Raw genomic sequence first — 22,414 nt, 5'->3', positions numbered from 1 at the left:
ACGTCCCTATCCGGCGCTGACAGCGAGCGCCTTCTTGTCGTCCGCCAGGTCCACCACGACGCGGTCGCCGTCGCGGATCGTGCCGGCCAGCAGCGCCTTGGCGAGTTGGTCGCCGATCGACGTCTGGACCAGGCGCCGCAGGGGTCGGGCGCCATACACCGAGTCATACCCAAGACTGGCGAGCCAGTCACGTGCCGCGTCGGTGACGTCGAGCGTCAGCCGCCGCTCCGCCAGGCGCCGGCCGAGGGCCTGCAGCTGGATGTCGACGATCAGGCGCAGGTCGGCGGGCGACAGGGCGTCGAACACGACCATGTCGTCGAGCCGGTTGACGAACTCGGGCTTGAAGTGACCCCGCACCGAGGCGATCACGGCGTCGCGCCGCTGCTCCGCGGTCAGCGTCGGGTCGTCCGCGAGCACCTCGGAGCCCAGGTTGGAGGTCAGGATGAGGATGGCGTTGCGGAAGTCGACCGTGCGGCCCTGCCCGTCGGTGAGCCGGCCGTCGTCGAGCACCGCCAGCAGCACGTCGAACACGTCGGGGTGCGCCTTCTCGACCTCGTCGAGCAGCACCACCGAATAGGGCCGGCGGCGGACCGCCTCGGTGAGCTGGCCGCCCTCCTCGTAGCCCACGTATCCGGGCGGCGCGCCGACGAGCCGGGCGACCGTGTGCTTCTCGCCATACTCGCTCATGTCGATGCGGACCATGGCGCGCTCGTCGTCGAAGAGGAACTCCGCGAGCGCCTTGGCCAGCTCGGTCTTGCCGACGCCGGTCGGGCCGAGGAAGAGGAAGCTGCCCGTGGGGCGGTCGGGGTCGGCGATCCCGGCGCGGGCGCGGCGCACCGCGTCGGAGACGGCCTGCACCGCGGCCTCCTGCCCGACGACCCGGCTGCGCAGCGACTCCTCCATCCGCAACAGCTTCGCCGTCTCGCCCTCCATGAGGCGGCCGGCGGGGATGCCGGTCCACGAGGCGACCACCGCGGCGATGTCGTCGGCGCCGACCTCCTCCTTCAGCATCGACCCGGACAACTGCAGCTCCTCGAGCTCCACCTCCGCGGTGCGCAGCTCCTGCTCGAGGTCGCGGATCCGCCCATACCGCAGCTCGGACGCCTTCGCGAGGTCGAGGTCGCGCTCGGCGCGATCGGCCTCGCCGCGCAGCTGCTCCAGCTGCTCCTTGATCGTGGAGACGGCGGAGATGTGCTGCTTCTCGTTCTGCCAGCGCTCGGTCAGGGCGGTCAGGTGCTCGCGGCGGTCGGCCAGCTCGGCGCGCAGCCGCTGCAACCGCTCCGCGGAGGCGGCGTCGGGCTCCTTCGCCAGCGCCATCTCCTCGATCTCCAGTCGGCGCACGATCCGCTCGACCTCGTCGACCTCGACGGGCCGCGAGTCGATCTCCATCCGCAGCCGGGACGCGGACTCGTCGACCAGGTCGATGGCCTTGTCCGGCAGGAAGCGGTCGGCGATATACCGGTCGGAGAGCGTCGCCGCCGCGACCAGGGCCGCGTCCGTGATCCGCACGCCGTGGTGCACCTCGTAGCGCTCCTTGAGGCCGCGCAGGATGCCGATGGTGTCCTCGATCGAGGGCTCGCCGACCACGACGGGCTGGAAGCGGCGCTCCAGTGCCGGGTCCTTCTCGATGTGCTCGCGATACTCGTCGAGGGTGGTCGCGCCGACCATCCGAAGCTCGCCGCGGGCCAGCATGGGCTTGAGCATGTTGCCCGCGTCCATGGAGCCCTCGCCCTTGCCGGCGCCGACGATCGTGTGCAGCTCGTCGAGGAAAGTGATGACCTGCCCGTCGGAGCTCTTGATCTCCTCCAGGACGGACTTGAGCCGCTCCTCGAACTGGCCGCGATACTGCGCGCCGGCGACCATGGCCGCCAGGTCGAGGCTGACCAGGCGCTTGTCGCGCAGCGACTCGGGCACGTCGCCGGCCACGATCCGCTGGGCGAGGCCCTCGACGATCGCGGTCTTGCCGACGCCGGGCTCGCCGATCAGCACGGGGTTGTTCTTGGTGCGGCGCGACAGCACCTGGATCACCCGGCGGATCTCGGAGTCCCGGCCGATGACCGGGTCGATCTTGCCGTCGCGGGCGGCCTGGGTGAGGTCGACGCCATACTTCTCCAGCGCCTGGAAGGTCTGCTCCGGGTCGGCCGTCGTGACGCGCCGGTCACCGCCGCGGACCTGCGGGAACGCGGCGACGAGCGTCTGCTCGGTGGCCCCGGAGTCCTTGAGGCGGGTGGCGACCGCGCCGCCGACGCGGGCGAGGCCCGCCAGCAGGTGCTCGGTCGAGGTGTATTCGTCGCCGAGCGGGCGGGCGATCTGCTCCGCGGCCGCGATCGCGTTGGCGAACTCGCGGGCGACATTGGGCTCGACGACACTGGAACCCTTGGCGCTGGGCAGTCTGTCGACGGCGTGCAGCGCCGCGCGGCGGATGTCGGCTGGGTTGGCCCCCACGGCGCGCAGCAGGCCCGCGGCGGTCGAGCCGCCGGTGTCCAGCAGCGCCAGCAGCAGGTGCCATGGTTCGACGGTCGCGTGTCCGCGCTGGCTCGCCGCGTCAACGGCGGCCTTGATGACCTCGCGACTCTTGGTGGTCAGTCGTTCGGCGTTCATCGGCTCCTCGTTCCGGTCCATACCTGTGCACCAGGTACGACGCTCCCGAGGTTGAGTCTATTCCACTCAAGTCTTATCGCGCAGAGACAGCGACCCTCGACCACTCACAAATCTTGTCTTTCACCTCGCACAGCCACACCTCACCCGACTGCTGCGCCGGATAGCCGAGGATCATCGTTTCCGAGAGCCTGCGGAGCCGGAAGACCAGCCGGCCGCCCTGGTCGCGGGCGCGCCGGTCCTCGTCGATCATCAGGACGCCCTGGCCGGTGGCCGCGAGCAGGGTGCCTCCGGGCAGGACCTCGGCGCTGTACACATCCGCGATCTCGCGCATCGCGCTGGCCTCGACCCACGCCCCACCCGCGTTACGGCGGGCGGCGAACTGGTTGCCGGCGAGCCACACGTCGGAGCCGTCGGGGGCCACCACCACGTGCGGCTCGACGCCGCTGTGCTGCGGCAGCCGGGCCGAGCCTTCGGCCCGCCAGGTGCGGCCGTGATCGGCGCTGCTCCAGACCGCGACCGTGATCGTCGGTGGCGCGGAGCCGGAGGTCTCGACGGACTGCGCGGTCAGCCACAGCTTGCCGTCCGCCTGCGCGACCAGGCTCGTGAAGCGCTGGTTGCCGGCGGGCTGGCTGGGCAGCGCCACCCGCTTGCCCTCGTCGGTGACCTCCATCGGCTGCCGGGCCGCGCAGTCGACCGAGCCGTCGAGGCAGCCGATGCTGAAGCGCGGCTCGGTGAGGTTGAGCTCCGGCGGCGGGGGCAGGATCGGGAACTGCTTGAAGGTGTGGCCGGTGTCGCGGGAGACATACCAGCCGCCGGGCACCGTGCGCAGCAGCAGCACGTTGCCCCGGCCGAGGCGCATCTCGACCTCGGTGGCGTCGTCGAAGGGCACCTTGCGGGGCACCCACGACTGGCCGCCGTCCAGGGTGATGACCAGGCCGACCTGGCAGGCCTGGCCGCTGACGCACGAGCTGAAGAGGGCATAGCCGGTGTCGGCGTCGGCGAACTCGACCGCGCGCGGTGAGGTGCCCTTCGGCACCTGGACCACCGACATCCGGTTGCGCGGGTCCTCCGGACCGGGCGGCGCGGGCGGCGGCTCTTCCTGGTATGACACGTCCGAGGTGGGCTCCGCCACCGGCTCCTCGTCGGGCTTGCAGGACCCGGCGGTCAGCGTCATGGTCAGCGTGAGGGCGAGAGCGGAGGCGAGCGCGCGCCGCCTCACCAGCGCCACCGCCAGAATCTCCGCTGATAGCGCACCTTGACGCTGCTCCTCCTGACCTGGCCGGCGATGTGGAAGGTGATCCCCTGGCCCGACGGCTCGACCCGCGACCGCACGTTGCTCGCGTCGGCGTCGATGCCATCGAGGTCGGCGGCGGCGCCCGCGGGGAGGACGAGCTCGACCGAGCTGGACTGCGCGTCGAGCGTGACGTCCACGACGGTCGTAGCGAAGATCGCCTCGGTGAAGTCGATCTTCACGGAACCGGATCTGGTCGTGATCGACAGCACGCGGGGGACCGTCCAGCGGCCCTGGCGCTTCAGCGACGACGAACGGTTACGGATCTCGACGGCCTTGGGCGCCGTGATCTGCTGCACCGGCAGGTCCATCACATACGGCTCGATCTCGCCGAACGTGCGCGACCGCAGGACCCCGTCGACGCGCTCCTCGAACTCCGCGAGGGTGAGCCGACCTTCGGAGACCGCCGTGTTCAGCTGGGCAACCACACGCTCGCGCTCCGCGTCGGAAATGCGCATGCCGCGATGGTCCGTGCTCACGACGACACTGTAGACCCAGCCGGGAAGCCATTGATATAGCCCAGATCCCGAGGGACTTATCACCTTAAAGCCACCCGTATGGCGGTATCCGGAGAGTAAGCGGTCCCTTCGGCTCTTCCGCAGTCGCCAGGTGGCGGGCTAAGTTGTCGCCGACTCCAGAACCTCTGGCGATCACATACCCGCTGGCCACGGGAGCTGACGGTGAGCGTGCAACAAGCGGGATTCCGAGGCTTTGCGAATCCGGTCGACCCTACTCCAGCAGAGCTGCGTGCGTGGGCCTACCACCCCGATGCGTCGGTGCTGCAGACCATGCCGCCCGACTGGGATCTCCTGGTCGCCGGCGACCGACTGATCGGCACACTGTTCGACCTGGCGATGGACCCGGCGTGCCCGGCCCGCCGGTTCGCGCTGCACTGCCTGTACATCTACGCCGCCGACGGGATCCGCACGCACTTCCGCGCGCACCCGAAGCGGCGGCTCCGCAAGTTTGTCGAGCAGGCCGAGGAGCACGGGGACGAGCTGCTGACCACCTGGGCGCACAACGCCCGGATGCTGCTGGCCCGGCCGGAGCTCTTCGAATATCACGACTGGTGCGAGGGCGGCCTGACCCGCTCACCACGCAGAATCAGCTGAGAGGGCGCCGTCAGTGACGGCGCCCTCTCGACTTGACCACACCCTGCGAGCATCCGGTCAGCCCTCCGGATGACCACACCATTCCCTGCGCACCTGATTCCCCATGGCGCGCCGGGGCAAACGCCTATTTCTGGGTCGGCCGCCACACCACGAGCGCGGTCGGGTGCTGATGGGTCGGCACCAGGTCACGGCGCGGGAAACCGGCCGCTTCCACCTGCGCCAGCCGGTGCCGGGTGCGGATCAGCTCGTCCTCCAGGTCCGCGACGCGCTGGCGCAGGTCGCCGACGAGACCCTCGAGCTCGATGATCCGTTTGATACCGGCGAGGTTGACGCCTTCCTCCTGGCTGAGCCGCTGCACCTCGCGCAGCAGGGCCACGTCACGCTCGCTGTAGCGACGGCCGCCGCCGGAGGTCCGGCCGGGCTGCACCAGCCCCATGCGGTCATACTGCCGCAGGGTCTGCGGATGCATCCCGGCCAGCCGGGCCGCGATCGAGATGATCAGCACCTTGGCGTCGGAGACCGCCTCGAAGCTGATGAAGATCTCGTGCTCCTCATCCTTCATGGCTGCTGCGCTCCCATGCGATGTGCCTGGTCACCGGTCATGACTGCGGCGCTCCTGTGCGACGTGCTCCCTCATCGTTCATAGCTGCTGCGCTCCCGTGCGATCGCGTCGAGCCGCTCCCTCGGAGCCGGCGGCGCCGCGGCCGCGTAGTCGGACAGTGCCTGCCGGGCGGCCTCGGACAGCTCCGCCGGCACGTGGACGTCGATCGTGACGAGCAGGTCGCCGACCTTCCCGTCGCGCCGGGCGACCCCCTTGCCGCGCACCCGCAGCGTCCGCCCGCTCGGCGTGCCCGGGGGCACCCGCAGCGTCACGGCCGCGTCGAGGGTCGGCACCCGCAGGTCGGCGCCGAGCGCCGCCTCCGCGAAGGACACCGGCACCGTCAGGGTCAGATCGTCGCCGCTGCGGCCGAACACCGAGTCGGGACGCACCCTGATCAACACGAACAGGTCGCCGGCCGCGCCGCCACGCGTGCCCGGCTCGCCGCGACCGCTCAACCGGATCCGCTGACCCTCGGCGACCCCGGCGGGGATGCGCACGTTGATCGTGCGGGTCTTGGTCACGCCGCCGCTGCCCACGCACTCCGGGCATTTCTCGTCGACGATCGTGCCCACGCCCTGGCACTCGCGGCACGGCTCGGTGAAGCTGAACGAGCCCTGGTTACTGCTGACCACGCCCTGGCCGCGGCAGTTGGGGCAGGTCCGCGGCGTGGAGCCGGGAGCCGCACCGTTGCCGTGGCAGGTCTCGCAGGTGCCGGGCGTGCGCAGCGTGATCGGCAGCGTCGCGCCCTGCACCGCGTCGGCGAAGTTGAGGACCACCTCGGTCTCGACGTCGCGGCCGCGGCCACGGCGTCCGGGGGCCGCGCCCGGCCCACCCGCGCCGGCCCCGCCGCCACCGGAGAAGATCGAGCTGAACAGGTCCGAGAAACCCGCGCCGCCGAAGCGGCGGTCGCCACCGACACCGGCACCGGGGCCCGCCCCGCCGCCCTGCGCGCCATTGGCGAACAGGTCGGAGAAGTCGAAGCCGGGACCGGCCCCGTGGTTGCCGGCCCGCGCGTTGCGCCGGAACGCACCCGCGCTGAAGAGCGACCGCATCTCGTCGTATTCCTTGCGCCGGCCGGTGTCGGACAGCACGTCATATGCCTCCGACACCGCCTTGAACCGCTCCTCGGCCGCCGCGTTGTTGGGGTTGCGGTCGGGGTGCAGCTCGCGCGCGAGCTTGCGATACGCCTTCTTGATCTCGTCGGTGGAAGCGGATTTGGTGACGCCCAGAACCGCGTAGAAATCCTTTTCCAACCAGTCCTTCGAACTCATTGCGCCACCTCCTCCAGGCGTCTCTTACTCCGGGTCGGCAACGGCGACCAGAGCCGGTCGCAGCAGCCGCTCGCCGAGGAGATAGCCGCGCCGCATCACGTCGATGCAGGTCGGCTCGGTCACCTCGGCCGAGGTCAGGTGGGCCACCGCCTCGTGACGGGTCGGGTCGAACGGGTCGCCCTTGGCCCCGAACACGGTCAGCCCGAACTTGGTCAGCGCCGCGTTGAGCTGCTCCGCGACCGCGCCGAACGGCCCGACCAGGTCGCCGTGGTCACGGGCCCGGTCGAGGTCGTCGAGCACGGGCAGCAGGGCGCCGAGCACGTTGGCGCTGGCCTGCTCCACCACCAGCGACCGGTCGCGGTCGACCCGCTTGCGGTAGTTGGCGTATTCGGCGGTGACCCGCTGCAGGTCCCGGGTGCGCTCTTCGAGGTCGGTGCGCAGCGCGGCCAGCTCGGCGCCGAGGCCGTGCTGGTGCGCGTCGTCGGTGGTGCCCTGCGCGGCCGCCTCGCCCGGCGCCCCGCTCGAGGGCGCGTGGACCGTGAACGCCTCGTCCACGATCTCGCCCTCGACCGGCTCCTCTTCAGTTGCTACCCCGGCCTGCTCGGCTACGGTCTCGGTCTCCTCGACCTCCACGTCGGCCTCCTCCGCGGTGTGTCCGGCGTCAGTCGTGTCGGCCGGCTTGCCGTTGGCCGACACCTTCCGCTTGTCCTTGATCACAACGCGCTCCGCCGGCCCTTCCGGGCCGGCGGCGCGGGCTTCGTCGGTCACTTCTTGTTGTCCTCGTCGATGATCTCGGCGTCGACGACGTCATCCGGGCCATTGCCCGCGGCACCGGCCTGCGCGCCGGCCGTGTCGCCGCCGGCGAACCCGGCACCGGGGGCCTCGCCACCGGCGCTCTGCTGCCGCTGCTGCTCATAGAGCGCGCTGCCGGCCTGCTGCGAGACCTGCGCCAGCTTCTCGTGCGCCGCCTTGATCCGCTCGGTGTCGTTGCCGCCCAGCGCGCTGCGCAGGTCGCCCAGCGCCTCGTTCATCTGGTCCTTGGCGTCGGCCGGGATCTTGTCGCCGCTCTCGGCGAGGAACTTCTCGGTCTGCCACTGCAGCGCCTCGGCCAGGTTGCGGGTCTCGGCGTCCTCGCGGCGACGCTTGTCGTCGTCGGCGTGGTCCTGCGCGTCGCGCATCATCCGCTCGATGTCGTCCTTCGGCAGCGCGGAGCCGCCGGTGATCGTCATCGACTGCTCCTTGCCCGTGCCGAGGTCCTTGGCGGACACGTGCACGATGCCGTTGGCGTCGATGTCGAAGGTGACCTCGATCTGCGGCACGCCACGCGGCGCCGGCGGCAGGCCGGTCAGCTCGAAGGTGCCGAGGCGCTTGTTGCCCGAGGCCATCTCCCGCTCACCCTGGAAGACCTGGATGAGCACCGACGGCTGGTTGTCGTCGGCGGTGGTGTAGACCTCGGAGCGCTTGGTCGGGATGGTCGTGTTGCGCTCGACCAGCTTGTGCATGATGCCGCCCTTGGTCTCGATGCCCAGCGACAGCGGGGTGACATCGAGCAGCAGGACGTCCTTGACCTCGCCCTTGAGGACACCGGCCTGCAGGGCGGCGCCGACGGCGACGACCTCGTCCGGGTTGACGCCCTTGTTGGGGTCCTTGCCGGTGAGCTGCTTGACCAGCTCGGTCACGGCCGGCATACGGGTCGAGCCACCGACGAGGATCACGTGGTCGAGCGCGCCGACCTTGATACCGGCGTCGCGGATCGCGCTCTCGAACGGCACCTTGGTGCGGTCGAGCAGGTCCTGCGTCATCCGCTGGAACTCGGCGCGCGACAGCTGGGTGTCCAGGTGCAGCGGGCCGTCGGCGCCGGCGGTGATGTAGGGCAGGTTGATCGAGGTGGTGGTGGCGGCCGACAGCTCGATCTTGGCCTTCTCGGAGGCCTCGCGCAGCCGCTGCATCGCCATCTTGTCGGCGGACAGGTCGATGCCATGCTGGCCGCGGAAGGTCTTGACCAGGTGGTCGATGACCCGCTCGTCCCAGTCGTCGCCACCGAGGTGGTTGTCACCGGAGGTCGACTTGACCTCGACGACGCCCTCGGCGAGCTCCAGGACCGACACGTCGAACGTGCCACCGCCGAGGTCGAAGACCAGGACGGTCTGCTCCTTCGGGCCCTTGTCCAGGCCATAGGCCAGGGCGGCCGCGGTCGGCTCGTTGACGATGCGCAGCACGTTGAAGCCGGCGATCTCGCCGGCCTCCTTCGTGGCGGTGCGCTGCGAGTCGTTGAAATATGCCGGCACGGTGATGACCGCGTCGGTGATCTGCTCGCCCAGGTAGGCCTCGGCGTCGCGCTTGAGCTTCATCAGCACCCGCGCGGAGATCTCCTGCGGGGTGTACTTCTTGCTGTCGATGTCAATGGCCCAGTTGGTGCCCATCTCACGCTTGACGGAGCGGATGGTCCTGTCCGGGTTGGTGACCGCCTGGCGCTTGGCGACCTCGCCCACCAGCACCTCGCCGTTGCGGGCGAAGGCGACGATGGACGGCGTCGTGCGCGCACCTTCGGCGTTGGCGATGACGCTGGGCTCGCCGCCCTCCAGGACACTGACCACCGAGTTGGTGGTTCCGAGGTCGATGCCGACCGCACGTGCCATAGCTGCTTGACCTCCAGGAGGCAGTCGGTGCGAAGCGCCCGGCTGCGAAGTTGAGTGACTGTCACTCAATAGTGCCACGCAAGTCTCGATCGTCAAGTCCAACCTTGAGTGACCTCGGCGCAACTTGTCACACCCGCGAGGGTTCCTGTGGTAGGTCCTGGGTGAGATTGCGCTGGGTGACATCGATGCTTACGGCCATTGCATGGCGCTGGACAGCGACATCGTGCACGCTTTACCCGTGACCACACAGGGCGAGTCGGTGTCCGCCCGGTCGGCGGCCGCCAGCCCTTCAGCTGATGGCCCGTCCACCGGTCGGCCCCCGCGCGCCCGGGAGCCGGAGCGGTCCCCCGTCGCCGACCTCGTCACCGCGCTGGTCGATCTGCGCGACCTCGGCAAGGCGACCAGCTTCGCGCTGCCGCTGCCCAGCGCCGAGCGGGCCACGGCGGTCGCCGCCGCCATGGTCGACCAGCTCGACGACTATCTGCTGCCCCGGCTCGACCGGCTCGACGCGCCGCTGCTGGTGGTCGTCGGCGGCTCGACCGGCGCCGGCAAGTCGACCCTGGTCAACAGCCTGATCCGCACCCCGGTCAGCCCGGCGGGCGTGCTGCGGCCCACCACCCGCGCGCCGGTCCTGGTCTGCCACCCCACCGACATGTCCTGGTTCTCCAAGGCCAACGTGCTGCCGTCGCTCATGCGCACCAGCGGCGCGAGCAGCGACACCGGCACCCTGCAGGTGGTGTCCGCCCAGGCGCTGACCGCCGGGCTGGCGCTGCTCGACGCGCCCGACATCGACTCCGTCGTGGACGCCAACCGGCAGCTCGCCTCGCAGCTGCTCGCCGCCGCCGACCTCTGGCTCTTCGTCACCACCGCCGCCCGCTACGCCGACGCCGTCCCGTGGGGGATGCTGCGCACGGCCCGCAGCCGGGGCACCGCCATCGCGCTGGTGCTCGACCGGGTGCCCGGCGGCGGCGCGGCCGACGAGATCGGCCCGCACCTGACCGCCATGCTGGAGGCGCAGGAGCTCGGCGGGGTGCCGCTGTTCATCCTGCCCGAGGCCCGGCTCGACAGTCAGGGGCTGCTCAGCGAGACGCAGGTCGCACCGCTGCGGGACTGGTTCGGCAAGCTGGCCCGCTCCGCCGAGGCCCGCGCCGCGGTGGTCCGCCAGACCGTCGGCGGCGCCGTCGACGCGCTGACCATGGACGTGGGCGTGCTCGCCGCGGCGGCCGAGGACCAGGTCACCGCCGGCAAGGCGCTCGACGACGCCGTCCGCGGGTCCTACCGGGCCGCCACCTCCTCGGTGGAGCAGGGCATCCACGACGGCGCGCTGCTGCGCGGCGAGGTGCTCGCCCGCTGGCAGGAGCTCGTCGGCACCGGCGACATCATGCGCGCGCTGCAGGCCCGCGTCGGGAGGGCCCGGGACCGGATCGTCGCCGCGATCACCGGCCGGCCGGCGCCCGGCGAGCGCTTCAAGGAGGCGATCGGCTCCGGCCTGGCGATCCTGCTCAAGGGCGCCGCGACCGACGCCGCCGAGCGGGCGGGCCTCGCCTGGAAGGCGCACCCCGCCGGCGCCGCGCTGCTGGCCGCCGCGCCCAACCTGACCCACCCCTCCGACGACCTCGACGAGCGGATCTCCCGGCTCACCCGCGACTGGCAGCGCTCGGTCCTCGACCTGGTGCGCACCGAGGCGGGCGACAAGCGGGTCATCGCCCGGGCCAGCGCCTATGCGGTCAACGCGACCGGGCTGCTGGTGATGGTCTCGGTCTTCGCCGCCACCGCCTTCATCCCGACCGGCCTGGAGATCGTGGTCGCCGGCGGCACCACCGTCACCGCGCAGAAGGTCCTGGAGGCGATCTTCGGCGACCAGGCGGTGCGGTCGCTCGCCGAGCGGGCCAGGCAGGATCTGCTGGAGCGGGTCGCCGCCCTCTTCGACGAGGAGGCGGGGCGCTACCGTAGCGCGCTGGCCGGCGCAGGGATCGACGACGACTTCGCGGGCAGGCTGCGCGCCGCCAGCACCGCGGTGCAACTCGCCCGTGCCGACGTCCGGCTGGAGCCGCAGTGAGCAGTCAGGAGCGCGGCGGAGTGCCTGCTCATCGTGAGCGCCGGAGCGCAGCGGAGGCGACGGGATGAGTCTCGTGGACAAGATCAAGCAGGTGATCCCCCGGCAGGGCGGCGCGGTGGACGCCGATCGCCTGGCCGACCGGGTGGAGGCGCTGCGCCGGTTCGTACAGGCGGCAGAGGACCACGTGCCGGACGCCCAGCTGGTCACGGCCCGCACCGTCATCGACCGGGCGGGCGAGCGGCTCGCGCTGTCCCGCGCGCACACCGTCGTCGCCCTCGCGGGGGCCACCGGCAGCGGCAAGTCCAGCCTCTTCAACGCGCTGTGCCGCTTCCAGCTGTCGCGGGTCGGGGTGCGCCGCCCGACGACCGGCGTCGCGCACGCCTGCGTGTGGGGCGCGCAGGGCGCGGGCCCGCTGCTCGACTGGCTCGGTGTGCCGCCCAACCGGCGCTTCACCAGGGAGAGCGCGCTCGACGGCGACGACGAGGCCGGCCTGCGCGGCCTGGTCCTGCTCGACCTGCCCGACTTCGACTCGATCGAGGCCCGGCACCGGCTCGAGGTCGACCGGCTGCTGCGCCTGGTCGACCTGGTGGTGTGGGTGCTCGACCCGCAGAAGTACGCGGACCGGGTCGTCCACCAGCAGTATCTGTCGCAGTTCCAGCGGCACCGGGACGTGACCGTCGTCGTGCTCAACCAGGCCGACCGGCTCAACCGGGGCGACAGCGAGCGGCTCGTCGCCGACCTGCGCCGGCTGCTGGAAGCGGACGGGCTCGGCGGGGTGCCCGCGTTCGCGACGTCCGCGAAGGGCCAGCCGGGGCTCGACACGCTGCGGGCCACGCTGGAGCGCACGGTGGAGCAGCGGCAGGCCTTCCTGCAGCGGCTCGCCGGCGACGTGCAGGGCGCGGTCGGCGAGCTGGAGCCGCTGGTCGCCGCCGAGGTGCGCGGCGATCGCATCCAGGCCGCCGCGGTCGACCGGCTCGCCGACTCGCTCGCGGTCGCGGCCGGGGTCCCGATCGTCGTCACCGCGACGGAGCGCACCTACCGGCACCGGGCCACCGGCGTCCTTGGTTGGCCGGTCGCCCGATGGGTCCGCAAACTGCGCCCCGACCCGTTGCGGCGGCTTCATCTTGATCAGCCTGTGGGCAGTACACCTGCCGCATCCTCACTCCCGGAAAGCACCGCCGCCCAGAAGGCCGCGGTGGCGCTCGCGTCCCGGGAGGTCGCGGAGCAGGCGTCCGCCGGACTGCCGGAGCCGTGGCCGGCCGCGGTCACCGCCGCCTCCCGCTCCCACCTCGACGACGTGCCCGACGCGCTCGACGTCGCGGTCGCCTCGGCCGACCTCGGCATGACCCGCCGGCCGTTCTGGTGGCGGCTGGTGGGGGCGCTGCAGTGGCTCGGCGCCGCGACTGCGCTGGTCGGGCTGCTGTGGCTGGCGGTGCGGGCGGTCTTCGCGTTCCTCGGACTGCCGGACGTCACCGCGCCGCACGTCGGCCGGCTGCCGCTGCCGACCACCCTGCTCGCCGGCGGGCTGCTCTTCGGGGTGCTGCTGTCGATCGTCGTCCGCCCCATCGTCGGTCTCGCCGCCCGCCGGGCGAAGGCGCGCGCCGACCGGCGGCTGCGGGGCGCGATCGCCGAGGTGGCGGACGTGCACATCGTGGCACCGATGCGTGGGGTGCTGCGCTCGTACGATGACGCGCGTGACGCTCTCCGCGCTGCTGCCCGCTAGCCGCCGATTCGGATTTTTCGCCATTGCCGCTATAAATGCGGTGTGGGGGTTTTGGGCGGTTCTGGCGCCACACGGGTTTTTTGCCACATTTCCGGGGCTCGGACTGCACTGGACGGCCGCGTATCCGCCGTACAACCAGCACCTGATCGTCGACCTGGGCGCCACGATGCTCATGATCGCGGTGCTGTGCGGCACCGCGGCCGTGCTCGACCGGCCCGCCATCAGCTGGCTGGCCGGGGCGGCCACGGCGGTCTTCGGCACGCTGCACTTCGGCTATCACGCGCTGCACGCCGGGCACATGGGCACGACCGACCGGGTGCTGAGCCTGTTGAGCCTGGTGGCCGGGGCGCTCGTGCCGCCGGCGCTGGCCGCGACCCACCTTCCCTTCATGCAGAGGCGACGCTGATGGACCTGGAGTACCTGAAGGAGCATCCGGCTCAGCTGCCGATGTTCATCCAGCATCAGCGGATCCGGGAGACGCCGGTGCCGGGCGGGTCCATCTGCACGGCGCAACGGCTCACGCTCGACGACGGCAGCTCGATCTTCTGCAAGTCCCTCGAGGACCCGCCCGCGGGGTTCTTCGCCACCGAGGCGGCGGGCCTGCGGTGGCTTCGATCGTCGGACACGGTGTCGGTACCTGTCGTGATCGCCGAACTGCCCTCGATGCTCGCCCTGGAGTGGATCGACCACGGCGAAGCGACCCCCGAAGGCGCCTCCCGGCTCGGGCGGCAGCTGGCGGCGATGCACCGGACCGGCGCCGCGGCGTTCGGCGCGACCTGGACCGGATACATCGGCACCGCGCCGCTGCCCAACGACCCCTCGGACGGGCCGTGGGCGCCCTGGTTCGCGCAGCGGCGGCTGCTGCCCTTCCTGCGCACCTCGATCGACAACGGCGCGCTCACCGGCTCCGATGCCACCGGAGTCGAGCGGGTCATCGAGGGCATCGAGACGTACGGCGGCGACGAACCCCCCTCCCGCATCCACGGTGACCTGTGGCCCGGCAACGTGCTGTGGGACCGCTCCGGCAACGGCTGGCTCGTCGACCCGGCCGCGCACGGCGGGCACCGGGAGACCGACCTGGCGCTGCTCGGACTGTGGGGAGGCGCGCCGCACCTCGACCGGATCCTGGCCGCGTACCGCGAGGCGTGGCCGCTGCAGGACGGGTGGCAGGACCGGGTGGCGCTGCACCGGCTGTACCTCCTGCTGGTGCACACCGCCCTGTTCGGGGCCTCGTATCGGGAGTCGGTGCGCTCCACACTGCGAGCTCTCTGAGTTGTCATGGCGCTGGGGTACCGTTTCGGGCATGACGCCTTCGGAGCCACCCGGTGCCGGTCTTTCCGACCGTCATGGCCGCGTGGCGACCGACCTGCGGGTGTCGCTGACCGACCGGTGCAACCTGCGCTGCACCTATTGCATGCCCGCCGAGGGGCTCGACTGGCTGCCGAGCCCGACGCTGCTCACCGACGACGAGGTCGTCCGGCTGATCGGGGTCGCGGTCGCCCATCTCGGCGTGACCGAGGTCCGCTTCACCGGCGGCGAGCCGCTGCTGCGCCGGGGGCTGCCCGGGATCGTGCGGGCCATCGCCGCACTCTCGCCGCGCCCGAGCACCATGCTGACGACCAACGGGGTCGGCCTGGCCCGCCTCGCCGGGACGCTCGCCGAGGCGGGGCTCGACCGGGTCAACGTCTCGCTGGACACCGTCGACCCCGCCCGCTTCCAGACCCTGACCCGCCGCGACCGGCACGCCGACGTGCTCGCCGGACTCGCCGCGTCGGCGGCGGCCGGGCTGCTGCCGGTGAAGATGAATGCGGTCCTGCTGCGCGGGGTCAATGACGACGAGGCGGTGCCGCTCCTGCGGTTCGCCCTCGAGCACGGCTATGAGCTGCGGTTCATCGAGCAGATGCCACTCGACGCCGGGCACACCTGGCGGCGCGAGGAGATGGTGACCGGCGAGGAGATCCTCGGCCGGTTGCGCTCGGCCTTCGACCTGCGGCCCGATCCTGTGTCGCGCGGTGGGGCGCCCGCCGAGACGTGGCTGGTCGAGGGGCACACCGCGGTCGGCGGCGGGCCCGCGCGGGTCGGCGTGATCGCGAGCGTGTCGCAGCCTTTCTGCGGCGCTTGCGACCGCACCCGGCTGACCGCCGACGGGGCGGTGCGCTCGTGCCTGTTCAGCCAGGACGAGACCGACCTGCGCGGCGCGATGCGGTCCGGGGCGACCGACGGCGAGCTGGCCGACCTGTGGCGCAAGGCGATGTGGGCGAAGCCGGCCGGGCACGGCATCGACGACCCGAAGTTCCTGCAGCCCGCGCGTCCCATGTCGGCGATCGGGGGATGAGCGCGGTGCTGCTCGTGCGCTGTTCCGCCCGGGGCGACGCGGCTTTTGGTGTCACGGCCTCTGGCGTCGCGGCCTGGATCGCGGGATGACCGTCGTGCTGGTCGTGCACTGTTCCACCGGAGGGCGCGCTGACTTCGGCGTCGTGGCCGGATTTCGGGGAATGAGCGCGGTGCTCCTCGCCGGGGACCGGGGATGACCTCGGTGCTGCTGGTTCGCTGTTCTGCCGGGAGCCGCTCTGGTTCCGGCACCGCCGAGGTCTGGGGGATGACCGCCGTGCTGCTCGTGGACTGTTCCGCCGGGGGGCACGCCGCCTTCGACGCGGCCGGGATCGGGGGATGACCGACGTGCTGCTTGTCCGTTACTTCGCCGGGGCCCGGGCGGCCGCCGGCTTGGCCGAGGAGAAGGTCGAAGCGGCGACGCTCGGCGAGCTCGTGGCCACCGTGACCGACGGCCGGCCGAAGCTGGCCTCGGTGATCACTGCTTGTTCGTTCCTGGTCGACGGCACGTCCTGGCGGGACCGCGACGCGGCCCTGCCCTCGGCGGCGACCGTCGACGTCCTTCCACCATTCGCGGGCGGCTGAGCACGTGTTCATCGCACTTTTCCTGGTCATCGTGCTGCTGGTGGTTGGCGCGATCCACTGGTATCTGTGGAAGCGGCTGGTCAAGGACGTGGTCACCACCCGGCGCGGCCGGCGGGTCGGCGCGCTGGTCGTGGTGCTGCTCGCGGTGCTGATCCCGGTGACGATGGTCGGGTCCCGGGTGCTGCCGCTGCACCAGCAGCCGATCCTGGCGTGGCCGGGCTTCCTGTGGCTGGCCCTGATGTTCTACCTGCTGGTGACGCTCGCACTGCTGGAGCTGCCGCGGCTGGCGCTGCGCCGCTGGACCCGCCGCCCGGCGCCGCAGAGCGATGCGCCGGCGGCTGTGCACAGTGCGGCGCAGGCTGTGGATAACGCTGTGGACAGCGGTGCACGGCCTGTGGACAAAGGTCCCCGACCTGTGCAGGGGGCTGTGGACGGTGTGGATCGACCTGTGGACAACCCGGCCGGTCCGGCAGCGGCGGTGACCGGGGAAGCAGGCGTGACCGCCGGGGTTGTGGACAACGGGGCTGTGGACAACCGGGCTGTGGATGACGGGGCCGGCGCGCCGGCTCGGTCGTCGGCCGAGCCGTTGCCCGCGCCGGGCGCGGTGGACGAGCGGTTCGATCCGCGGCGGCGGCTGCTGCTCGGGCGGTCGCTCGCGGCGACGGCCGGGGTCTTGTCGGTGGCGGCCGTCGGCATCGGCACCTGGCAGGCGAAGAGCGCGCCGCAGGTGAAGCGCGTGCCGATCCGCCTGGCGAAGCTGCCGGCGAGCATGGCCGGGTTCAAGATCGCGCTGGTGTCCGACATCCACCTCGGGCCGCTGCTGGGCAGGTCGCACACCGAGCGGATCGTCAGGATCATCAACTCGGTCGAGGCGGACATCGTCGCGATCGTCGGTGACCTGGTCGACGGGTCGGTCGCGGAGCTCGGGCCGGCCGCCGAGCCGCTGCAGGACCTGCGGGCGCGGCAGGGCAGCTTCTTCGTGACGGGCAACCACGAGTATTTCTCCGGCTATCAGGAGTGGGTCGACGAGGTCAACTCGCTCGGCGTCCGGGTGCTGCGCAACGAGCGGGTCGACATCCAGGGGCTGGACCTCGCCGGGGTCAACGACGTGTCCGGCGAGGACGTGGGCGACGGGCCCGACTTCGGCAAGGCGCTCGACGGCCGGGACGCGTCCCGGCCGGTCGTGATGCTCGCTCACCAGCCGGTGCAGGCGCATGAGGCCGCGAAGCACGGCGTCGACCTGCAGCTGTCCGGCCACACGCACGGCGGGCAGATGGTGCCGTTCAACCTGCTGGTGGGTCTGGAGGCGCCGGTGGTGGCCGGGCTCGGCAACGTCGACGGCACGCAGGTCTACGTGACCCGTGGTGCAGGGTTCTGGGGGCCGCCGGTGCGCTTCGGGGCACCGCCGGACATCTCGGTCGTCGAGCTGCACGGCGCGTAGCGGGCGTTGGCCGGGCGGCGTGTGACAGGATGCGTCGTGCCTTCGAACGTCTCCAACCCTTCGTTCGTTGCCGACCTGCACATCCACTCGAAGTATTCCCGGGCGTGCAGTCGCGACCTCAGCATCGAGACGCTCACCTGGTGGGCCCGGCGCAAGGGCATCACGCTGCTCGGCACCGGCGACTTCACCCATCCGGCCTGGCACGACCACCTGCGTGAGGCGCTGGTCCCGGCGGAGCCGGGCCTGTTCCGCCTCCACCCGGACCGCGAGACGGAGATCCTGCGCCGTCTGCCCGGCCGGCTGTCCAACGCCGCCGACGGCGCGCCGGTCAGGTTCATGCTGTCGGTCGAGATCTCCACGATCTACAAACGCGGCGACCGGACCCGCAAGGTCCACCACCTGATCTACCAGCCCGACTTCGAGGCGGCCGCCCGCTTCAACACCGCACTCGGCAGGATCGGCAACCTCGGATCCGACGGCCGGCCGATCCTCGGCCTCGACTCCCGCGACCTGCTCGAGATCACGCTGGAGGCGAGCCCCGACGGGTTTCTGGTGCCGGCGCACATCTGGACGCCATGGTTCTCCGCGCTGGGCTCCAAGTCGGGCTTCGACGCGATCGCCGACTGCTACGCCGACCTCGCCGAGCACATCTTCGCGGTCGAGACCGGGCTGTCCTCCGACCCCGCGATGAACTGGCGGGTGTCGTCGCTGGACCGGTACCGACTGGTCTCCAACTCCGACGCGCACTCCCCGCCGGCGCTGGCCCGCGAGGCGACGCTGCTGACCAGTGAGCTGGACTACTTCAAGGTGCGGGACGCGCTGCGCACGGGCGACGGACTCGCCGGCACGATCGAGTTCTTCCCCGAGGAGGGCAAGTATCACGGCGACGGGCACCGCGCCTGCGACGTGAACTGGCTGCCGGCCCAGACCCGCGAGGCGGAGGGCCTGTGCCCGGTCTGCGGCAAGGCGCTGACCGTCGGCGTGCTGCACCGGGTCGAGGAGCTCGCCGACCGTCCAGACGGGTACGTGCCGCCCGGCGCCCCGCAGGTCACGCACCTGATCCAGCTGCACGAGATCCTCGGCGAGATCCACGGCGTCGGCGCGAAGTCCAAGACCGTCGACACCCAGCTGACCTCGCTGGTCGCGGAGCTGGGCGCGGAGCTGGCGATCCTGCGCGAGGTGCCGGTCGAGGAGATCACCCGCGTCGGCGGGGAGCTGCTCGGCGAGGGCATCGCCAGGCTGCGCCGTGGTGAGGTCAGCCGCACACCCGGCTACGACGGCGAGTACGGCGTCATCAAGCTCTTCGCGCCGGACGAGCTGCGCTCGCGCGGCGTCCAGGAGGACGTGCTGTTCGACGTACCGATGCCGCAGCTGCCGAAACAGCGCAAGGCCGAGGCCACTCCGAAGGCGCCACAGAAGCGCCGCCGGCCCGCGCCCGCCGAAGCGCCCGAGCCGCCACCGCCGATCTCGGCGCCCGCTTCGCCGCATGAGCCGCTCGAGCCGATGCTGGCCGGGATGGAGGAGGTCGGCACCGGCCTGCTCGACCGGCTCGACGCGCTGCAGCGGGTGGCGGCGTCCGCGCCCGGCGGCCCGTTGCTGATCGTGGCCGGTCCGGGCACCGGCAAGACCCGCACGTTGACGCATCGCATCGCGTACCTGTGTGCCGAGCTGGACGTGTATCCGGAGGAGTGCCTGGCGATCACGTTCACCCGGCGGGCCGCGGAGGAGCTGCGGGAGCGTCTCGAAGGGCTGCTCGGACCGGTGACCGAGGCCGTGACGGTGTCGACGTTCCACGCTCTGGGCCTGTCGATCCTGCGGGAGCACGCGGGCGCGGTCGGGCTGACCCCGAAGTTCCGGATCGCGGAGGAGGCCGACCTGCTCGCGGCCCTCGAGCCGCTGTCGGAGCGGGAGGCGAAGCGCGCCCTGGCGGCGATGGAGCCGTCGACCGCGGAGGCGCTGGCCAAGGCGCTGCGGGCGAAGGACATGGTGTCGCTCGACGAGCTGCTGACGTTGAGTGTGCAGCTGCTCACTGATTCCCCGGCGCTGGTCGACCGCTACCGGGACCGATGGCAGTGGATCTTCGTCGACGAATACCAGGACGTCGACCCGGTGCAGTACGACCTGCTGCGGCTGCTGTGCCCGCCCGGCGGCAACCTCTGCGCGATCGGCGACCCTGACCAGGCGATCTACTCGTTCCGCGGCGCCGAGGTCTCGTTCTTCCTGCGCTTCGCCACGGACTTCTCCACCTCCGAGATCGATGCCCGGGTGGTCCGGCTCACGCGCAACTACCGCTCGTCCGCGCCGATCCTCGCCGCGGCGGTCCAGGCGATCGCGCCGACGACGTTGGTGCCGGGGCGGCGCCTCGACCCGGCCAGGCTCGACCTGGAGGCGCCGATGGTCGGGCTGTATCCGGCCACTTCGGTCGCCGACGAGGCCGACTTCGTGGTGCGCACCGTCGACGAGCTGGTCGGCGGCCTGTCGCACCGCTCGCACGACAACCGGGTCGACTCGCGGGCGGCCGTCGGCGCGATGTCCTTCTCCGACATCGCCGTGCTCTATCGCACCGACTCGCAGGCAGCGCCGATCGTGGACGCGTTGTCGCGGGCCGGCGTACCGGTGCAGAAGCGCTCGCACGACCGGCTGCTGGACCGGCCGGGGGTCGCCGCCATCGCCCGTGAGCTGCGCTTCGCGACGGGGCTCGGCGGGTCGATCGCCGCCAGGGTGCGGCTGTCCGGGCAGGTCGTCGCGGGCCGCTGCGGCCAGCTCGACACCGACGTGATCGGGCTGACCGAGGCCGACGTGTGGACCGCCGTCGAGCTGATGACGCCGCCGGCGCTGCGGGCGGGCAGCGACCTGGACGAGTTCCTGGGCGCGCTGGCCACCGGCGCCGAGGTCGACGGCTGGGATCCGCGCGCCGACCGGGTGACGCTGCTGACACTGCACGCGTCGAAGGGACTCGAGTTTCCCGTTGTGTTCATGGTCGGCTGCGAGGACGGCCTGCTGCCGCTGCGGATGCCCGGCTCGCAGGGCTTCTCGGAGGACAGCGTCGCGGAGGAGCGCCGGCTTTTCTTCGTCGGGCTGACCCGGGCGCAGGACCGGCTTTTCCTGTCGCACAGCAGGACCCGCTTCCGGCACGGGTCCGAGCGGGACATGGCGCCCACCCCGTTCCTGTCGTCCATCGATCCCGGACTGTTGGAGCGGCGCGGCCCCGCGGCACCCCGGAAGCCCAAGGACCGGCAGCTCCGACTCATCTGATCCGCGTTTGAACAGGGACCTGGCGCGAAACCGTGAGGTGGAACTGTCGGGGGGTGGCGCTACCGTTGCTGCATTGACGCAACTAGGCTGCCTGGAGCTTCGCGGAGCAGGAGGATCACATGTCGGGTTACGGACCGCCGGGCCCGTACCAGGGCCAACCCCAGGACCCCTGGCAGGGCGGCCAGCAGGATCCCTATGGACAGCCGGACCCTTATGGTCCGCCGCCCGGACAGTATGGGCAGCAGCCTGACCCCTATGGCCAACAGCCGCAGTGGGGTCAGCAGCCGCAGTCCGGGGGCCCCTATGGGGGCAACTACGGGCAGACGGGCACCTATCAGCAGCCGGCCTATGGTCAGCCGCCCGGCCCCGGTGGGCCTGGTGGGCCCGGTGGTGGTCAGTGGGGCCCGCCGGCCGCACCGCCGCCGCAGCGCAGGGGCTCCGGTGGCACGGTGGCGCTGGTCATCATCCTGGTGCTGCTGCTGTGCGGCGGTGGCGCCGCCGGCATCTGGTATGTCCTGAAGGACAACAAGACCACCCCCACGACGACGTCGCCGACCCCGAAGGCGAGCACCTCGGCGAAGCCCTCCTCGGGCGCGAGTTCCGCGCCGAGCGGCGCCGCCTCGTCGCCGGCCGGCGTCTCGCCGGGCGACGCCAAGACCGTCAAGATCGGGGAGTGCCTGACCAACATCGGCACGGCCACCGCCCCGGTGATGCAGAAGACCGCCTGCGGCGCCGGCACGTTCGAGGTGCTGAAGCGGTATGAGGGCACCTCCGACAAGGAGAAGTGCAACGGCGTCTCCGGCTACACGCACAACTACTTCTACAAGGCCACCCCGGAGACCTTCTCCTTCGTGCTCTGCATGAAGCTCCGGAGCTGACCCCGCCGGACACGTAGAGCAGGACACGTCGAGACGGGCACTCCCAGGCAGGCTTCCGGGGGTGCCCGTCTCAGTTCGTTTTAGTGGTAGCCGGTCCAGGAGGTGTACTGCTGCCCGTCCGAGCCCCAGACCGCACCGAGGGCCCGCGAGAGACGACCCTTGTCGTTCAACATCGGCGTGAGGCAGTAGACCCTCTGCAGGTCGTTGCTCCAGCCGGACCTGCCGCAGTAGAGGGCCTTGTTGTCGTGCTGCCGGTTGACGACACTTTCCATGCGCGGGTTGATGCAGCCGTTGCACCCGAAGGCCAGCGTGCGGGCCCAGACGGTCTTGCAGACCGAGCTGTAGCGCAGGTCGATGGTGCCGATGATGAGCGAGCCCTGCTTGATGTACACGATCTCGAGTGACTGGATGCCGCCGCAGTTGGTGTCTTCGGCATACTGTCCGTCGTAGGGAAGGTTTTCCGCGTGCGCGGCCTCGGGCATGAGCGCCAGCGTCGCCACAGTGGCGACCAGCGCTGCGAGCGCAGCCTTGATCGTTCTGCGTATCATTGCTGATCCCCGTTTCGGTAAGCACTATCGATGCCTGCCGGTTCGGACGATAGTTCAAGGGTTTCGATATTTCTATGTG

The 22,414-nt window shown here is 71.4% G+C and carries 19 protein-coding genes; 11 read left to right on the top strand and 8 right to left on the bottom strand.

The window, feature by feature from the left end; all coding sequences use genetic code 11:
• Positions 1-6: 6 nt before the first annotated feature.
• The 3 genes from clpB to ACZ6TV_RS00750 all read right to left on the bottom strand — a co-directional run bounded on the left by clpB (position 7) and on the right by ACZ6TV_RS00750 (position 4,350).
• The gene (clpB, locus tag ACZ6TV_RS00760) at positions 7-2,601 is read right to left on the bottom strand and encodes an ATP-dependent chaperone ClpB (protein WP_465293867.1); all 2,595 of its coding nucleotides are present in this window, start codon (positions 2,599-2,601) and stop codon (positions 7-9) included.
• Positions 2,602-2,674: 73 nt separating this feature from the next.
• A complete protein-coding gene (locus ACZ6TV_RS00755; protein ID WP_465293865.1) occupies positions 2,675-3,820 on the bottom strand; it encodes a sialidase family protein in 1,146 nt (381 codons plus the stop codon).
• Positions 3,817-4,350: a DUF1707 SHOCT-like domain-containing protein gene (locus ACZ6TV_RS00750; protein WP_465293863.1), complete on the bottom strand. Its 534-nt coding sequence runs from the start codon at positions 4,348-4,350 to the stop codon at positions 3,817-3,819. Before ACZ6TV_RS00750 ends, ACZ6TV_RS00755 begins: the two co-directional genes overlap by 4 nt.
• Positions 4,351-4,572: 222 nt before the next feature.
• Here ACZ6TV_RS00750 and ACZ6TV_RS00745 point away from each other — a divergent pair, with 222 nt between their 5' ends.
• Positions 4,573-5,004: a hypothetical protein gene (locus tag ACZ6TV_RS00745; RefSeq protein WP_465293861.1), complete on the top strand. Its 432-nt coding sequence runs from the start codon at positions 4,573-4,575 to the stop codon at positions 5,002-5,004.
• Positions 5,005-5,128: 124 nt separating this feature from the next.
• Here ACZ6TV_RS00745 and ACZ6TV_RS00740 read toward each other — a convergent pair whose 3' ends face one another.
• The 4 genes from ACZ6TV_RS00740 to dnaK all read right to left on the bottom strand — a co-directional run bounded on the left by ACZ6TV_RS00740 (position 5,129) and on the right by dnaK (position 9,515).
• Entirely contained in the window at positions 5,129-5,566 is a 438-nt protein-coding gene (locus ACZ6TV_RS00740; RefSeq protein ID WP_465293859.1) for a heat shock protein transcriptional repressor HspR, read from the bottom strand.
• A gap of 71 nt (positions 5,567-5,637) precedes the next feature.
• Positions 5,638-6,876, bottom strand: a complete 1,239-nt coding sequence (gene dnaJ, locus ACZ6TV_RS00735; RefSeq protein ID WP_465293857.1) for a molecular chaperone DnaJ — start codon at positions 6,874-6,876, stop codon at positions 5,638-5,640.
• Positions 6,877-6,900: 24 nt separating this feature from the next.
• Positions 6,901-7,644: a nucleotide exchange factor GrpE gene (gene grpE, locus ACZ6TV_RS00730; protein ID WP_465293854.1), complete on the bottom strand. Its 744-nt coding sequence runs from the start codon at positions 7,642-7,644 to the stop codon at positions 6,901-6,903.
• A complete protein-coding gene (gene dnaK, locus ACZ6TV_RS00725; protein WP_465293852.1) occupies positions 7,641-9,515 on the bottom strand; it encodes a molecular chaperone DnaK in 1,875 nt (624 codons plus the stop codon). The genes grpE and dnaK overlap by 4 nt, the downstream gene beginning before the upstream one ends.
• A gap of 238 nt (positions 9,516-9,753) precedes the next feature.
• Here dnaK and ACZ6TV_RS00720 point away from each other — a divergent pair, with 238 nt between their 5' ends.
• From ACZ6TV_RS00720 to ACZ6TV_RS00675, 10 genes are all read left to right on the top strand, one after another.
• The gene (locus ACZ6TV_RS00720; protein ID WP_465293850.1) at positions 9,754-11,574 is read left to right on the top strand and encodes a GTPase family protein; all 1,821 of its coding nucleotides are present in this window, start codon (positions 9,754-9,756) and stop codon (positions 11,572-11,574) included.
• 64 nt (positions 11,575-11,638) lie between these two features.
• Positions 11,639-13,297, top strand: coding sequence for a GTPase family protein (locus ACZ6TV_RS00715; protein WP_465293848.1), 1,659 nt, complete (start codon positions 11,639-11,641; stop codon positions 13,295-13,297).
• The gene (locus tag ACZ6TV_RS00710; protein ID WP_465293846.1) at positions 13,269-13,703 is read left to right on the top strand and encodes a hypothetical protein; all 435 of its coding nucleotides are present in this window, start codon (positions 13,269-13,271) and stop codon (positions 13,701-13,703) included. Before ACZ6TV_RS00715 ends, ACZ6TV_RS00710 begins: the two co-directional genes overlap by 29 nt.
• A complete protein-coding gene (locus ACZ6TV_RS00705; protein ID WP_465293844.1) occupies positions 13,703-14,569 on the top strand; it encodes a fructosamine kinase family protein in 867 nt (288 codons plus the stop codon). The genes ACZ6TV_RS00710 and ACZ6TV_RS00705 overlap by 1 nt, the downstream gene beginning before the upstream one ends.
• Positions 14,570-14,600: 31 nt before the next feature.
• On the top strand, positions 14,601-15,632 hold the full coding sequence (gene moaA / locus ACZ6TV_RS00700) for a GTP 3',8-cyclase MoaA (protein WP_465293842.1): 1,032 nt from the start codon (positions 14,601-14,603) through the stop codon (positions 15,630-15,632).
• Positions 15,633-15,824: 192 nt separating this feature from the next.
• Positions 15,825-15,971: a hypothetical protein gene (locus ACZ6TV_RS00695; protein WP_465293840.1), complete on the top strand. Its 147-nt coding sequence runs from the start codon at positions 15,825-15,827 to the stop codon at positions 15,969-15,971.
• Positions 15,968-16,213 (top strand): MoaD/ThiS family protein, encoded by a 246-nt coding sequence (locus ACZ6TV_RS00690; protein WP_465293838.1) that lies wholly within the window; start codon positions 15,968-15,970, stop codon positions 16,211-16,213. Before ACZ6TV_RS00695 ends, ACZ6TV_RS00690 begins: the two co-directional genes overlap by 4 nt.
• A 163-nt stretch (positions 16,214-16,376) precedes the next feature.
• On the top strand, positions 16,377-17,654 hold the full coding sequence (locus ACZ6TV_RS00685) for a metallophosphoesterase (protein ID WP_465294872.1): 1,278 nt from the start codon (positions 16,377-16,379) through the stop codon (positions 17,652-17,654).
• 36 nt (positions 17,655-17,690) lie between these two features.
• Positions 17,691-20,909: a UvrD-helicase domain-containing protein gene (locus ACZ6TV_RS00680; RefSeq protein WP_465293836.1), complete on the top strand. Its 3,219-nt coding sequence runs from the start codon at positions 17,691-17,693 to the stop codon at positions 20,907-20,909.
• A 449-nt stretch (positions 20,910-21,358) separates the two neighbouring features.
• Positions 21,359-21,787 (top strand): LppU/SCO3897 family protein, encoded by a 429-nt coding sequence (locus tag ACZ6TV_RS00675; RefSeq protein WP_465293834.1) that lies wholly within the window; start codon positions 21,359-21,361, stop codon positions 21,785-21,787.
• 80 nt (positions 21,788-21,867) lie between these two features.
• Here the strand turns inward: ACZ6TV_RS00675 and ACZ6TV_RS00670 are convergent, their stop codons facing one another.
• Positions 21,868-22,335 (bottom strand): DUF2690 domain-containing protein, encoded by a 468-nt coding sequence (locus ACZ6TV_RS00670; RefSeq protein WP_465293832.1) that lies wholly within the window; start codon positions 22,333-22,335, stop codon positions 21,868-21,870.
• Positions 22,336-22,414: the final 79 nt, after the last annotated feature.

The organism is Dactylosporangium sp. NPDC051087 (assembly GCF_055586325.1).
The sequence above is the reverse complement of the archived record's forward strand: the minus strand, read 5'-3'. Positions and strand labels throughout refer to the sequence as shown.

What these genes read in the sequence shown, in the direction of transcription:
- clpB (WP_465293867.1), bottom strand. Translation starts at nt 2,601, where the DNA reads ATGAACGCCGAACGACTGACCACCAAGAGTCGCGAGGTCATCAAGGCC.
- ACZ6TV_RS00750 (WP_465293863.1), bottom strand. Translation starts at nt 4,350, where the DNA reads ATGCGCATTTCCGACGCGGAGCGCGAGCGTGTGGTTGCCCAGCTGAAC.
- ACZ6TV_RS00740 (WP_465293859.1), bottom strand. Translation starts at nt 5,566, where the DNA reads ATGAAGGATGAGGAGCACGAGATCTTCATCAGCTTCGAGGCGGTCTCC.
- dnaJ (WP_465293857.1), bottom strand. Translation starts at nt 6,876, where the DNA reads ATGAGTTCGAAGGACTGGTTGGAAAAGGATTTCTACGCGGTTCTGGGC.
- dnaK (WP_465293852.1), bottom strand. Translation starts at nt 9,515, where the DNA reads ATGGCACGTGCGGTCGGCATCGACCTCGGAACCACCAACTCGGTGGTC.
- ACZ6TV_RS00715 (WP_465293848.1), top strand. Translation starts at nt 11,639, where the DNA reads ATGAGTCTCGTGGACAAGATCAAGCAGGTGATCCCCCGGCAGGGCGGC.
- ACZ6TV_RS00705 (WP_465293844.1), top strand. Translation starts at nt 13,703, where the DNA reads ATGGACCTGGAGTACCTGAAGGAGCATCCGGCTCAGCTGCCGATGTTC.
- moaA (WP_465293842.1), top strand. Translation starts at nt 14,601, where the DNA reads ATGACGCCTTCGGAGCCACCCGGTGCCGGTCTTTCCGACCGTCATGGC.
- ACZ6TV_RS00695 (WP_465293840.1), top strand. Translation starts at nt 15,825, where the DNA reads ATGACCTCGGTGCTGCTGGTTCGCTGTTCTGCCGGGAGCCGCTCTGGT.
- ACZ6TV_RS00690 (WP_465293838.1), top strand. Translation starts at nt 15,968, where the DNA reads ATGACCGACGTGCTGCTTGTCCGTTACTTCGCCGGGGCCCGGGCGGCC.
- ACZ6TV_RS00685 (WP_465294872.1), top strand. Translation starts at nt 16,377, where the DNA reads ATGGTCGGGTCCCGGGTGCTGCCGCTGCACCAGCAGCCGATCCTGGCG.
- ACZ6TV_RS00670 (WP_465293832.1), bottom strand. Translation starts at nt 22,335, where the DNA reads ATGATACGCAGAACGATCAAGGCTGCGCTCGCAGCGCTGGTCGCCACT.